At 65.8% G+C, this 12,596-nt stretch carries 12 protein-coding genes; 7 read left to right on the forward strand and 5 right to left on the reverse strand.

Annotation, left to right across the window (positions count from 1 at the left end; all coding sequences use genetic code 11):
* Window positions 1-193: 193 nt before the first annotated feature.
* A complete protein-coding gene (locus tag JF66_RS11945) occupies window positions 194-1,666 on the reverse strand; it encodes a hydroxymethylglutaryl-CoA synthase family protein (protein WP_035878209.1) in 1,473 nt (490 codons plus the stop codon).
* Between the two features lie 146 nt (window positions 1,667-1,812).
* Between JF66_RS11945 and mvaD the strand changes: the two genes are divergently transcribed.
* Genes mvaD through JF66_RS11960 form a run of 3 tightly spaced genes read left to right on the forward strand, consistent with a single transcriptional unit; the run spans window position 1,813 to window position 6,100 of the window.
* Window positions 1,813-2,805 (forward strand): diphosphomevalonate decarboxylase, encoded by a 993-nt coding sequence (gene mvaD, locus JF66_RS11950; protein WP_035878210.1) that lies wholly within the window; start codon window positions 1,813-1,815, stop codon window positions 2,803-2,805.
* Between the two features lie 5 nt (window positions 2,806-2,810).
* Window positions 2,811-3,827: a mevalonate kinase gene (locus tag JF66_RS11955; RefSeq protein WP_035878212.1), complete on the forward strand. Its 1,017-nt coding sequence runs from the start codon at window positions 2,811-2,813 to the stop codon at window positions 3,825-3,827.
* On the forward strand, window positions 3,824-6,100 hold the full coding sequence (locus tag JF66_RS11960) for a hydroxymethylglutaryl-CoA reductase, degradative (protein WP_035878213.1): 2,277 nt from the start codon (window positions 3,824-3,826) through the stop codon (window positions 6,098-6,100). Before JF66_RS11955 ends, JF66_RS11960 begins: the two co-directional genes overlap by 4 nt.
* Before the next feature lie 41 nt (window positions 6,101-6,141).
* On the opposite strand, the gene idi is transcribed toward JF66_RS11960, so the two are convergent.
* Both idi and JF66_RS11970 read right to left on the reverse strand, forming a co-directional pair.
* Window positions 6,142-6,675 carry an isopentenyl-diphosphate Delta-isomerase gene (idi, locus tag JF66_RS11965; protein WP_035878223.1) on the reverse strand — a complete coding sequence of 178 codons (534 nt, stop codon included), beginning with the start codon at window positions 6,673-6,675 and terminating at the stop codon, window positions 6,142-6,144.
* 137 nt (window positions 6,676-6,812) lie between these two features.
* On the reverse strand, window positions 6,813-7,427 hold the full coding sequence (locus JF66_RS11970; RefSeq protein ID WP_051973474.1) for a carbonic anhydrase: 615 nt from the start codon (window positions 7,425-7,427) through the stop codon (window positions 6,813-6,815).
* A 268-nt stretch (window positions 7,428-7,695) separates the two neighbouring features.
* Here JF66_RS11970 and JF66_RS11975 point away from each other — a divergent pair, with 268 nt between their 5' ends.
* Window positions 7,696-8,046, forward strand: a complete 351-nt coding sequence (locus JF66_RS11975) for an HPF/RaiA family ribosome-associated protein (RefSeq protein WP_035878216.1) — start codon at window positions 7,696-7,698, stop codon at window positions 8,044-8,046.
* Window positions 8,047-8,214: 168 nt separating this feature from the next.
* On the opposite strand, the gene JF66_RS22990 is transcribed toward JF66_RS11975, so the two are convergent.
* Window positions 8,215-8,373 (reverse strand): hypothetical protein, encoded by a 159-nt coding sequence (locus JF66_RS22990; RefSeq protein ID WP_156109764.1) that lies wholly within the window; start codon window positions 8,371-8,373, stop codon window positions 8,215-8,217.
* A gap of 173 nt (window positions 8,374-8,546) precedes the next feature.
* On the opposite strand from JF66_RS22990, the gene JF66_RS11980 reads away from it, so the two are divergent.
* Window positions 8,547-8,843 carry a hypothetical protein gene (locus JF66_RS11980; RefSeq protein ID WP_035878217.1) on the forward strand — a complete coding sequence of 99 codons (297 nt, stop codon included), beginning with the start codon at window positions 8,547-8,549 and terminating at the stop codon, window positions 8,841-8,843.
* Window positions 8,844-8,966: 123 nt separating this feature from the next.
* Window positions 8,967-10,319: a S1C family serine protease gene (locus JF66_RS11985; protein ID WP_051973475.1), complete on the forward strand. Its 1,353-nt coding sequence runs from the start codon at window positions 8,967-8,969 to the stop codon at window positions 10,317-10,319.
* 75 nt (window positions 10,320-10,394) lie between these two features.
* Here the strand turns inward: JF66_RS11985 and JF66_RS11990 are convergent, their stop codons facing one another.
* Window positions 10,395-11,915, reverse strand: coding sequence for a SulP family inorganic anion transporter (locus JF66_RS11990; RefSeq protein ID WP_035878220.1), 1,521 nt, complete (start codon window positions 11,913-11,915; stop codon window positions 10,395-10,397).
* Between the two features lie 192 nt (window positions 11,916-12,107).
* Here JF66_RS11990 and JF66_RS11995 point away from each other — a divergent pair, with 192 nt between their 5' ends.
* Window positions 12,108-12,497 carry a MerR family DNA-binding transcriptional regulator gene (locus tag JF66_RS11995; RefSeq protein ID WP_035878221.1) on the forward strand — a complete coding sequence of 130 codons (390 nt, stop codon included), beginning with the start codon at window positions 12,108-12,110 and terminating at the stop codon, window positions 12,495-12,497.
* Window positions 12,498-12,596: the final 99 nt, after the last annotated feature.

Raw genomic sequence — 12,596 nt, forward strand, 5'->3', positions numbered from 1 at the left:
TCTCGAATCTCTGTGTCTCTAAAGCCACCTGATCCTCTATCCGCATAAGTCAGGGTCGTTCGCGCTGAGTGCTGGAATTCCCCACAACCGTGCGAATGAGTAAATATCAGTATATCGATCGCGGTCGTCGCGCGGACGATCATTTTCACGTTGATGACCCCAGTGACTGACGCGGCAGCCGATCCTGCGCGAGCTATGCCAGCGGCACGTAGCGGTAGTACTCGATGCCCTCGTCGGAGAAGTCAGGCCCCGTCGCCGTGCCGATGTGGTCGATCACGAATTCATCGTTGGCGGGTACGGCGGTGATTTCGCTGAGGTCACCGCCATGCATGGCGAGGTACTGCGCCTGGGTCAGGTCGACCGGGTTTGCCAACGCACTATCGAAGTTGATCAGGGCTGCAGCCTTTTGCCAGCCCGGCACAACCCGCATCGGCAGGGCCTCGGCGCCGTCTCCACTGCCATAGCCCACGGCCAGCCAGGCCTGATCGGCCAGGTCCCGGCCCTCGGCACTGGCCTGCTGCAGCCCGGCGGCGAGCCACGCCGGCAGTGCCGCCGTATACACGTTGCCCAGGTCGCGCATGGCCTCAGAACCGAGAGTGAGCTTGTCCTGCACCAGGGTCGTCCAGAGCTCGGTGCCGCGCAGATGCTGGCGCAGTCGTCGGCTCAGGGGAAACGCCTCGACGGTGAAGCGGCTGGGGTCGGATGCGTCCGTCGGGAAGGGAGCGGGATTGCGCAGTTCAGCCAGCAGCAGGCTCGGGTCGATGCCGGCGTCGGCGCAGTACGCGCGGAGCTGGTTCTGGCCCGACTCCTCGTCGTCGGCAAGCGCGAACAGGTAGGCCATCACCCATCCGGTCGGGGGCATCTGCTGATACGGCCGGTGCATGAACACGGCATCGACGGTGTGGAAATAGTCGATGCTGCGACCGGTGGCCCGCTTGCGCAGCATGGCAGCCATGGCGTGATGGGTCGCGTCGATGTAGCAGCTGGTGGAGTAGCGCCCGTTGAACACCGGCAGGTCCTGCACCTGGCCGTCGTCGCGCTGTGGCTGGTTGCGGAAGCGCGCGAACGGCTTGCGGAAGTCCGCCACCCGGTAGCTTGAGTCGCTGCCGGCGCCGGCCAGGTCCACCTCCAGCAGGCGAGGGTCACTCTCCAACAGCATGGCGACCGCGCCGGCACCCTGGGTGGGCTCGCCTGTTCCCCCGAGCTCGTATTCCGCGATGTCGGCGGAGACGACAATCGCCTGGCGTCCGGCACCGTCGGTCGCCAAATACCGCAGCGCAGCCTTGGCCCCGTACACGCCACCGAGGCAGGCGTGCTTGAACTCGGGTACCTCGCAGTCGCGCGCGATTTCGGGCATACCGTGGGCGCGGAGGGCTTCGTTGATCATGCCCTTGACAATGACCGCGCCCGCGGAATTGTCGGTGCTGGATTCGGTGCCGAGGGCCAGCATGCCAATGTCGGCCGGATCGATGTCGTAGTCCCGAATCAGCCGCCAGACGGCGTTCGCGGCGAGGGTGTACACGCTCTGCCCTGGCCCGCGCATCCTGAAGCTGCGACCGACGACCTGCTGGACTTTCTTCCACGGCTGGTCGTTCCAGTCGCACCAGTCCTGCAGTTGTACACGGTACGCCGGGACGTACAGAGAGAGTCCGCTAATTCCAGGCATGCACAGTTTTCCATTTCAGTCTTCGTGCGGTCGGCCCGACCAGAGCGGGCCTCAAAACACACACATACCCAATATTCAACCATCTGCGTGGGAACTGTCTGGCAGAGCACCCGCTAAAATCAAGGGAATTGGATCGGAGCACCACTGTGGATGAATCATTCGGCGGTGGCACCACCGCTGTGGCCCGCGCGCACAGCAATATCGCCCTGGTCAAATATTGGGGTAAGCGCGACGCTGTGTTGAACACGCCGGCGGTCGGCTCGATATCGGTGACCCTGGACGCGCTGCACACGGACACACGAGTGACGTTTCGCACCGATCTGGGCGACGACGAATTCTTGCTCGATGGTCGACGCGGCGACGTCACCCGAGTCAGCCGGGTGCTCGATCTGGTGCGCGAACGGGCCGGACATGGCCAGCGCGCACTGGTGTCATCGACGAACAACTTTCCGACCGGTGCCGGACTGGCCTCGTCGGCCTCAGGGTTCGCTGCCCTCGCGACGGCCGCGGCCGGCGCCGCCGGTCTCGCGCTCAGCGACCGGGAATTGTCGATACTGGCGCGTCAGGGCTCCGGTTCGGCGGCCCGGTCGATCTTCGGCGGATTTGCCGAAATGCACTCCGGCGTCGCCGCGGATGGTTCGGACTCGTACGCCGAGCAGCTGCTCGACTCCTCCGAGTGGCCGCTGTCGGTCGCCGTGGCCATCACCGAACGTGGTCAGAAGTCGATCAATTCCACCGTCGGCATGGTCGAGAGTGCGGCCACGTCACCGTTCTACTCGGCGTGGCTCGACTCTGCCGGCGACGACCTCGTCGAGATGCGTGCCGCCATCGCGGCCCGTGATTTCGCCCGGCTCGGCGAGCTCTCCGAGTACAACTGTCTGAAGCTGCACGCGCTGATGCTCTCCACCCGGCCCGCCCTCATCTATTGGAACGCCGCTACCGTGGCCGCGATGCACGCGGTTCGAGACCTGCGAGGTCAGGGCGTGGCGGCCTACTTCACCATCGATGCCGGACCGCAGGTCAAGGTTCTGTCTCTGCCGGCCGATGCCGCAGCCGTGCAGGCTGCCCTCGCGAACGTTCCCGGAGTGCTGGAGGTGCGCGGCAGCGCCCTCGGCCTGGGCGCGCACCGGCTGGAGTGACAGCAGTGAGAATACGAACATCCGCGCCCGGAAAGCTTTTCCTGCTCGGTGAGTATGCCGTGCTGAGTGGTGCCCCCGCGCTGCTGACGGCCGTCGACCGCCGAGTCGACGTGAGCGTCGACGATTCCACCTCCGACTCCTGGCAGGTGCACGCACCCAACTTAGGGCTTGAGAACCTGGTTCTCGGCACGGATGGTGAGCTGCCGAGCGGGCTCGATCCCCGAGTGCGTTCGAGCCTCCGGGTTTTCGACGCGGTGCGGGAGGCCGTTCTCGGGGTTGCCTCGCTGCGGCCCCGGCCGCTGGCGATCTCCATCGACAGCAGCGCCTTCTCCGTCGACGGCCACAAGCTTGGGCTGGGCTCGAGCGCTGCCGTGGCGGCCGCGCTGACCGCCGCGCTGGGCAGCGCAGTGGGACTGGAACAGAGCAAGGAATCAGTGTTCCGCCTGGCCGACGCCGCTCATCGGAACGCGCAAGGGGGAGTCGGCAGCGGCGGCGACGTGGCCGCGAGCGTATACGGCGGGCTGATCGGGTATCGCCAGGGGGCTATCCCGGTGCCGCTGCACTGGCCGGAGGAGTTGGACATCATGGCCGTGGTCACCGGGGAGGGGTCGCTGACGACCCGGCTGGTAGCGGGAGTCGCCGACTACGCCGCCGAAAATCCCACCGGACACCGGGCGGATATCGCCCGCCTGTCGGCGCTCGCCGAACGGGCAACGGCGGCGCTCGCAGATCCCGACGAGTTCCTGAGCCTGGCCAACGGCTACTTCAGTGCGCTCAGCCAACTTGACGCCCACGCCCACGTCGGCATCGTCAGCGCGCGTCACCGCGAGCTGCACGAATTGGCCACACGCGAAGGCGGTGCATTCAAGACGTCAGGAGCCGGCGGCGGCGATGTAGGCCTGGCCTTCAGCCACCGCGGGGAACCCTCCCAACGACTCGCCGCGGCACTCACCCAGGCCGGAGCCGCAGTCGTTCCGCTCGGGTTCCTCGCCGCCGGACTGCAGGAAGATCCCACATCATGAGTCGGTCCCGTATCCCCGGGTTCTATCAACTGTCCGTCGACAAACGACTGCAACTCCTGCACGAACGCGGGGTATTGGACGAGAAGGACTACGCCGCGCTGCGCGACGGATCGTATTCCCTCGATGTGGAGACCGCCGACCGGCTGATCGAGAACGTGATCGGCGTTTTCTCGATGCCGATGGGGCTGGGCCTGAACTTCCAGATCAACGACCTCGACTACCTCGTGCCGATGGTTGTCGAGGAGCCGTCCATCATCGCGGCGGTGAGTTCCACCGCACGACTGGTGCGGCAGGCCGGCGGATTCATCAGCGTCGCCGATGAGCCCATGCTCATCGGGCAGATCCAGGTCGTGGACATCCCCGCACCGGACCGGGCGCGGTCTGACCTGCTGGCCCGCACGGATGAGATCCTGCAGCTGGCGAACAGCGGACACCCCAATATGGTGGCGCGCGGCGGGGGCGCCCTCGGCATGGACGTCTTCCTCCGGGGGGCCACGGCGCACAACGGTGAATTGCTGGTCGTTCATCTGATCGTGGACACCCGGGATGCGATGGGTGCGAACCTCGTCAACTCGATGTGCGAACGAATCGCTCCGTTGATCGAGCAGATCACCGAGGGCAGGGTATTCCTGCGCATTCTCTCCAACCTCACGGACCACGCGCTGGTGCGGGCCCGGGCTGTCATCCCCCACGAACTGCTGGGCACCGGGGATTTCTCCGGTGAGCGGGTGCGCGACGGGATCGTGCTCGCCGGTGAATTCGCGGTGATGGATGCCTACCGGGCGACCACGCACAACAAGGGCATCATGAACGGCATCGACGCCGTGGCGCTGGCAACGGGTAACGACTGGCGGGCGATCGAAGCCGCCGCCCATGCCTATGCCGCTCGTGGTGATCGTTACGCCCCCCTGACCGACTGGAGCGTCAACGACACGGGCGACCTCGTCGGTGAGCTGGTCATGCCGCTGAAGGTGGGTACGGTCGGCGGTCAGGTGGAGTCGAATCCGGCAGTGCAGCTGGCGCACACCATTCTCGGCATCACCTCCGCCCGCGAACTGGCCCAGGTGATGGGGGCGGTCGGTCTCGCCCAGAATTTGGGCGCGCTCAAGGCACTGTCGACCAAGGGCATCCAACACGGCCACATGCGGCTGCACGCGCGCGCGGTGGCTGTTGCCGCCGGCGCGCGTGGAGCGCGGTTCGATGACGTCGTCGAACGGCTTCTCGCCGACGGAGAGATCAAAGTCTGGAAGGCGCATCAGATCATGGAGTCCATCGACGCAGCCGTCGAGTTGGCAGCGGCGCGGGCCCCGGTGGCGCCGACTGCCGTGGCCGCTCCCGTCACAGTCCCGGGATCCCACGTCGGCTTCGGCAAGATCATCCTGTTGGGCGAACATTCCGTTGTGTACGGCCACCACGCGATCGCGGCGCCGATCGGCTTGTCCGTTCGGGCGGAGGTGACCAGGGGGTGGTCGACGAGCGAGCCCGTCATTGCCGATCGGGACGTTGCCGGCACGGTTCGGGAACCCCTCCGCGAGGACATCTCGCATCGGGTGGCGGACTTGATCACGAAGCGCTTGGGTGTGCCGGCGGCCGGGTTGCGCGTCGACGTGTTCTCCGACCTGCCCCGGGCGAGCGGCTTGGGTGCGTCTGCCGCCTTCGCCGTGGCCGTGATTCGCTCGGTCGCTGATTCCTTCGGCATCTCGGTCAGCGACGGCGACGTGTCGAACCTCGCCTTCGAGTGCGAGCGAATCGTTCACGGCACGCCGTCGGGCATCGACAACACCGTCTCAACCTTCGGCCGACCGATTCTGTTTCGAAAAACGGATGCCGCTGTGCCGGAATTCAGTGAAATCGTCACGCCACACCCGATTCCGATCATCATCGGTCTCACGGGGGTGCATGCGCTCACCTCGCACACCGTGGGATTGGTGCGCACGGCCTGGCAGCGCAATCCGATGCTGTACGACCCTATTTTTCGACAGATCGACGGCCTGGCCCTGGCCGGCGTTGACGCTTTGCGGCGCGGCGACATCGCCCAGCTGGGTGAGCTGATGAACATCAACCAGGGCTTGCTCAATGCGTTGCAGGTGTCGAGCCCGGAGATCGAGGACCTCGTCGCGATTGCGCGGCGGGCCGGCGCCCTCGGGGCGAAGTTGACCGGCGGCGGCGGCGGGGGCGCCATGATCGCCGTGGCAGAGCCCGGCGGCGCCGAACCGATCCTGGCCGCCATGCGCGGCGCCGGATACACCACGTACCTGACCGAGATTCGCTAGCATTCCGGGCCCGGCCGGGAACAGGTCCGGGACTTGGCCGGCTAGCTGGCCGGGTAGAGCAGGGGGAGCTGAAGTGTCAGCCAGGGGCTGAACGCCCATGGCGTCGCCGTCACGGCCGTGATGAGCTCGGCTCGATCAGCCCAGCGCCACTCCATGACCTCGTCGTCGCGTGGATCGATGTCCGAAGACGTGGTGGCCGTGAATACCGGGCAGATTTCGTTCTCCACGATTCCGGCGGCGTCCACCGCGCGGTAGCGAAAATCGGGCAGCGCCACGGTGAGGGCATCGATTTCGATCCCCAATTCGTGCGCGGCTCGTCGCGTCACGGCATCCGTCATCGCCTCGCCGGGCCCGGGGTGGCCGCAGAATGAGTTGGTCCACACGCCGGGCCAGGCCTTCTTGGTCAGGGCTCGCCGGGTCACCAGGATACGCCCGCCCTCGTCGAAGACGTGACAGGAAAAAGCGAGGTGAAGGTGGGTGTCGAGGCCGTGCACGAACGCTTTGTCTGCGGTGCCGGTCGGGGTGCCGTCCTCGGACAGCAGAACCACCAACTCGACGGGCTTCGCCGCCGTCAGCCCAGGGGCGCCGTGCGCCTGATCCTCGAGTTGTTCCCGGCCAAGCCGCAATCGTTCCTCCACGCCATTTCCCCTTCCGCTGAAAAGTCCTCCGTCAAATCTACGCCAGGGCTGCGCCGGTGGCACCCGGGCGTACGTTATTCGTTCGGGAGCGACGCGGCGCTGACCGAGAGCTGGCCTGCCGCGCCGGCGGCCGTGGCGGCGGGTACCTCCACGAGGCGGCCGGTGGCCACGTCGTAGATGTAGCCGTAGATCGGAATGCCCTCCGGCACGAGTGCGTGAGCTTTGATGCGCTGCACGTCTTCCAACACGCTCGCGGCCTGGTCCGAGATGGTCAGCCATTCGATGTAGTTCGCTTCGGTGGAGCCGGAGCCGGTGCCCACGTCATAGAACCCCGCTTCGCCCAGGGCTGCCGCCTCGAGGCTGTTGGCCAGCAGCCCGCGGATGCTCTCGGACGTGAAGAACTGCATGCCGCAGTTGGTGTGATGGATAACAAACCACTCCGTGGTTCCGAGCAGTTTGTACGAGATGACGAGCGAGCGGATGGCGTCGTCGGATGCGCGCCCGCCGGCATTGCGGATGACGTGCGCATCGCCCTCGCTCAATCCCGCATATTTGGCCGGGTCGAGGCGTGCGTCCATGCACGTGAGGATGGCGAAGCTGCGCGACGGCGGCATGGCGAGTTCGGACTTGTCGCCGAAGGCGTCGGCATAGGCGTTGTTGGCGGACAGAACTTCTTCGAGCACGGTCATGGATGCGTCCTTCGTTGGTGAGAAAGGCAGCCTTGGCTGGCGGACTTTGGTCAAGCGTAGCCAGCCGTCCGGAGGAAGGAGTCCCATGTTGCGCAGTGTTCCGCGGACCTGCCGTGGGGGTGCGTCTCCGCCGAGCTCACCGCTGCGTCACGGGCACACAGGAGGAAGGGATAGCCTGAGAAGTACCACACATGGTCCGTCGGAATCGATCGTTCCTGTTTTGAATTGTCCGGGGAACGGCGACTGGCGGCCGGAACGGGGAGCGAAAATGCAGATCATTGTGAACACAGCCACGGACGTTGCCGCCTCGGGCCAGGTTCCCGCCGACCTTGACACCGTCGTAGAGACCGCCCTCTCTCGATTCAGCGCCCGCTTGACCCGCGTCGAGGTTCACCTGTCCGATGAAAGTGCCGGCCGCAGCACCGGGAACGACATCAAGTGCCTCCTTGAGGTTCGTCCTGAGGGCGGCCCGCCTGTCATCGTCACGGAGAACGCCAACTCGGCCGAGAGCGCGCTGTCCGGGGCCCTGCACAAGATGCAGAGCCTTCTGAGCAGCACCTTCGGCAAGCTGGACGACCGCAAGGGCAATGCCGCCATGGGCGACCTGCTCGCTCAGTAGCTTCGGAGTACCGATACCGCCTGACTCCCGCAAATCACGCGGGGTTCAGGCGGTTTTGTGTGCCCGCTGGCGGTGTCGTCACAGTGCCTGACGGGCGCTGCCTGGACCGTCATGATCACCCTGTCGGAACGGGGCCAGGCCGGCGCGCACGGTGGCAGGGCTCGTGAGTCAGGAGTCCTCGGGTTGGTGCACCTCGGCGGGAGGGTGCGCGGCCCCAGAGGTCGTCACGGCGCCACCTCCGTGCCCATCGTGATGCAGCTCGTCGTAGAGGTCGGCGGCCGACTCCTCCTTCAGGCGCTCCCAGGTGGACTTCGATACATGCTTCATGGGTGAGCGCTCCGTTCGTCCCAGGGGCAGGACATAGTTCCATTATCGTCGTCCCGTGCGCTGGGCCCGAGCACGGAGAAGGCACTGAGCGCGCTGTGAGGCCACGGACCTTGCGCACTCGCGAACACGGTGCAACGCTGGCCAATCACAGACGATGAGCTGAGGAGACGACGATGCCCAAGTACGTGCTTCTATACATGGGTGGAACGATGCCCGACACTCCGGAGGAAGGCGAACGGGTCAACGCCGCGTGGCTGTCCTGGATGGAAGCCGTCGGGCCCCACCTCGTCGACGGAGGGAGTCCCCTCGCCGACAATTTCGCCATCGGAGCGACGGCACCGTCGAGCGGTGTCAACGGATACTCGATCATCGAGGCCGACACGGAAGCCGCGCTGCGGTCCCTGCTCGTCGACCACCCGCATGTCGCGTCGGCGGGTCGTGTCGAGGTGCACGAGGTCGCATCGATGTAGCGTTCCCGGGATCCAGTAGCCACACTGCACTCTCACGCTTTCGTCATGGGCTCCTCATAGGATTCGCACATCACGCCCCCAGATGCTCGCGCCAGTCTGAACGTGCTCGGAAAGGAGCACTCGATGACCGACAGCGACACAACCCCAGGCGCCACCCCCGCTCAGCCCTCCAACGGCGATGCCGTCGAGGTTAACCGTCCCCTGGTTTTCGCCAGCTATGGCTCGTTGCCGGCTGACTCATCCTTCGGCCCTGCCGCACCCAAGGCCAACCATCGCCGACGCAATACGGCTCTTATTGCCACCCTCGCCATCGGCACGATGCTCGGCGGGGTCTCCGGGGCCGGTGTTGCCGCCCTGCTGGCAGCCAACAACAATGGTGCCCCGGTGGTCGCCGCTCAGAGTTCCGGCGTCACCGGAAACGTCGTGGTCAACACCAACTCGACCGCGAGCACCGTGAGCACCGCCGCGGCTAAGGCCGCACCGAGCGTCGTCACGATCAACGCCACAAGCGGCAGTCAGGGTGGCACGGGCTCCGGCGTCATTCTCACCTCCGACGGCTATGTGCTCACCAACACGCACGTCGTCACCCTCGAAGGGGCCGTCTCCAACGCCACGATCAACGTGACCGCGAGCGACGGAACGATCTACGCGGCCACGCTGATCGGCACCGATCCCACCTCGGACCTCGCCGTCATCAAGCTCACGGATGCGAGCGGGCTGACCGCCATGAAATGGGCCGACTCCGGCAAGCTCAACGTGGGCGACCAGACGATCGCGATCGGCGCGCCGCTTGATCTGCCCGGCACCGTCACCACCGGCATCGTCAGCGCCCTCAACCGAAGCATTTCCATTGCGTCGTCGGCCGCGCCCTCGGCCGCCGATCAGACAACGCCCGATCAGGGCAGTGGCGCGAACCCGTACTTCAACTTTGATCTGCCCGGCACCCGGTCCCAGCCCACTCAGAAGGCCACGAAGAGCATCTCACTCTCCGTGATTCAAACGGATGCCGCCATCAACCCCGGCAACTCGGGCGGCGCGCTGCTGAATGCCCGGGGTGAGCTGATCGGCGTCAACGTAGCGATCGCCAGCGCGGGTTCGACGTCCGGATCCGGCTCCGCCTCCGGCAGCATCGGAGTGGGATTCTCCATCCCCTCGAACCTCGCTCAGCGTGTCTCCGATGAGATCATTGCCTCCGGTTCGGCCACCCACGGTCTACTCGGCGCAAGCGTCACCGACTCCAAGACCGGGAGCGTCGGCGCCCTGATCAACGAGGTCAGCTCGGGCGGCGGAGCGGAGGGCGCCGGACTGCAGAAGGGCGACATCGTGACCAACCTCGGCGGATTCCCGATCACCGACGCGAACGACCTCACCGCTCAGGTGCGTGCGCTCGCGGCCGGCGCGCAGGCCACCGCCACCTACATTCGCGACGGCAAGACCTACACGACCAACGTGACCGTCGGCTCTCTCGTCGGCTGACGGCTCATGCCCGGACGAAGCCTGCGTCCCCCGTTCTCCGGGGCAACGCAGGCTTTTCCGTGCGATCTCGCGGGCTCAGTGACCGCCGCCGAGGTTGCCGGCAAGGCGGGCGTGCAGGTTGTGGCTCGCCTCGTTCAGGCCTTCGATCACGACGCGCTTGCCGTGACGCTCGTACTTGTAGGTGATCGCGTCGAGCGTCGCCACCGTTGAGGCATCCCAGATATGCGAGTTCGACATGTCGATCACGATGCGGTCGGGATCGTCGACGTACTCGAACTGCGTCATCAGGTCGTTGCTGGAGGCGAAGAACAACGCGCCGGTCACCGTGTAGAACGCGGTGGGAACCGGCTCGTCCACGGAGAGGCTGCGCTCCACCGTGGCGAGGTGGGCCACTCGGCGTGCGAACGCCACCATGGCCACGATCACTCCGACGACCACGCCGATCGCTAGGTTGTGGGTGAGCACGATCACGGTGACCGTGGCGACCATGACGGTCGTCTCGCTCTTCGGCATCCGCTTCAGGGTGGACAAGCGGATGCTGTGCCAGTCGAACGTGAGGTACGACACGATAATCATCACCGCGACCAGGGCGGCCATCGGCACCACGGCGAGCACATCGCCGAGGCCGAGCACGAGCACGAGCAGGAAGACGCCGGCGAGGAACGTGGAGATGCGCGTACGAGCGCCGGAGGCCTTCACATTGATCATGGTCTGGCCGATCATGGCGCACCCGCCCATGCCGCCGAACAGGCCGGACATGACGTTCGCCACGCCCTGGCCCCACGTCTCACGGGTCTTGTTGGAGTGGGTATCGGTGATCTCGTCGACGAACTTCGCGGTCATCAGCGACTCGAGGATGCCGACGAGCGCCATTCCGAGGGCGTACGGGGCGACGATCGTGAACGTCTCCCAGCTGAGCGGGATGTTGGGAAGGAGGAGCTCCGGCAGGCTCTGCGGGAGCTCGCCCTGATCGCCGATGGTGGGCACATTGATGGCGATCACCACCGTTGCCACGGTGAGCACCACGATGGCCACGAGCGGCGCCGGGATCACCTTCGTGATGCGCGGCATGACGATCGTGATGATCAGTCCGGCGGCCACCAGCGGGTAGACCATGAATGGCACGTCGAGCAGCTGGGGGAGCTGCGCGCTGAAGATGAGGATGGCCAGCGCGTTCACGAAGCCGACCATCACGCTGCGCGGGATGAAGCGCATCAGCTTGGCGACCCCGATCAGGCTGAGGACGATCTGGAACACCCCGGCCAGCATGACAGTCGCGATGAAGTAGTCCATGCCGTAGTCGCGTGCCACCGGTGCGATCACGAGGGCGACAGCACCCGTCGCGGCGGTGATCATGGCAGGGCGGCCACCGACGAAGGCGATGGTCACGGCCATCACGAAGGAGGAGAACAATCCGACGCGCGGGTCGACTCCGGCGATGATGGAGAAGGCGATCGCCTCCGGGATGAGGGCCATCGCCACGACGAGCCCCGCCAGCACCTCGCGGGTGAGCAGACGCGGCGTACGCAGGGCCGTCATGACCGACGGCTCCGCCCGATATCGATTCGTGGCGGTGGATTTCTGGGCGATGGCCATGGGGCCTCCTGAAGCAGGGCACGCAGCGCGCCGGAACGGATAAGGGAAGAGTTCTGTGGGCGCCCCGTTGCGCGCCGTCACCAGTCATCGAGGACAATGGTGAGGCAGGGCGGACGTCAACACGTCACCCGGTACGTGCAACTCTACCCTAACGTTAAGGTTGAGTTGCACGCCTGATGAAAGAGGACTGAGATGACGCCGCCCACACCAGTGGTCACCATGCACATTGGCGAACTCGCGGAAAAGACCGGGCTCTCGCTGCGCACGATTCGCCACTACGACGAAATCGGGTTGCTGAAGGCCTCGGGCCGCACGGACGGCGGGTTTCGGCTCTACACCCAGGACGACCAAGGTCGGCTGATGCTCATTCGACGGATGAAGCCGCTCGGCTTCTCCCTCGACGAGATGACGGCGCTGCTCAAGATCATCGATACGCTTCCGACCGGCGGGGCGGATGCGCCCCAGACCGCCGTGAGAAGGGAACTGGACGACTTCATCGCCCAAACCGTTGAGCGTCGGCAGAAACTTCAGGACCAGCTGGGAATGGCCGACGAGTTCCTGGCACTGCTACGCGCGCAGTAAAGCGACACGTCGGAATCCATGCCTCTGGTGGCAGTAAAATCAGACCTACACGAGGAAGTGGTGGTGCAATGGGTCGGGGTCGTTCGGTGCGCAAGCCCG

It is taken from the genome of Cryobacterium sp. MLB-32, assembly GCF_000738085.1.
Classification (GTDB): Bacteria; Actinomycetota; Actinomycetes; order Actinomycetales; family Microbacteriaceae; genus Cryobacterium.

Coding starts and splice junctions, on each gene's coding strand:
- JF66_RS11945 (WP_035878209.1), bottom strand. CDS start 1,666: ATGCCTGGAATTAGCGGACTCTCTCTGTACGTCCCGGCGTACCGTGTA.
- JF66_RS11960 (WP_035878213.1), top strand. CDS start 3,824: ATGAGTCGGTCCCGTATCCCCGGGTTCTATCAACTGTCCGTCGACAAA.
- JF66_RS11970 (WP_051973474.1), bottom strand. CDS start 7,427: ATGACCGTGCTCGAAGAAGTTCTGTCCGCCAACAACGCCTATGCCGAC.
- JF66_RS11975 (WP_035878216.1), top strand. CDS start 7,696: ATGCAGATCATTGTGAACACAGCCACGGACGTTGCCGCCTCGGGCCAG.
- JF66_RS22990 (WP_156109764.1), bottom strand. CDS start 8,373: ATGAAGCATGTATCGAAGTCCACCTGGGAGCGCCTGAAGGAGGAGTCG.
- JF66_RS11980 (WP_035878217.1), top strand. CDS start 8,547: ATGCCCAAGTACGTGCTTCTATACATGGGTGGAACGATGCCCGACACT.
- JF66_RS11985 (WP_051973475.1), top strand. CDS start 8,967: ATGACCGACAGCGACACAACCCCAGGCGCCACCCCCGCTCAGCCCTCC.
- JF66_RS11990 (WP_035878220.1), bottom strand. CDS start 11,915: ATGGCCATCGCCCAGAAATCCACCGCCACGAATCGATATCGGGCGGAG.
- JF66_RS11995 (WP_035878221.1), top strand. CDS start 12,108: ATGACGCCGCCCACACCAGTGGTCACCATGCACATTGGCGAACTCGCG.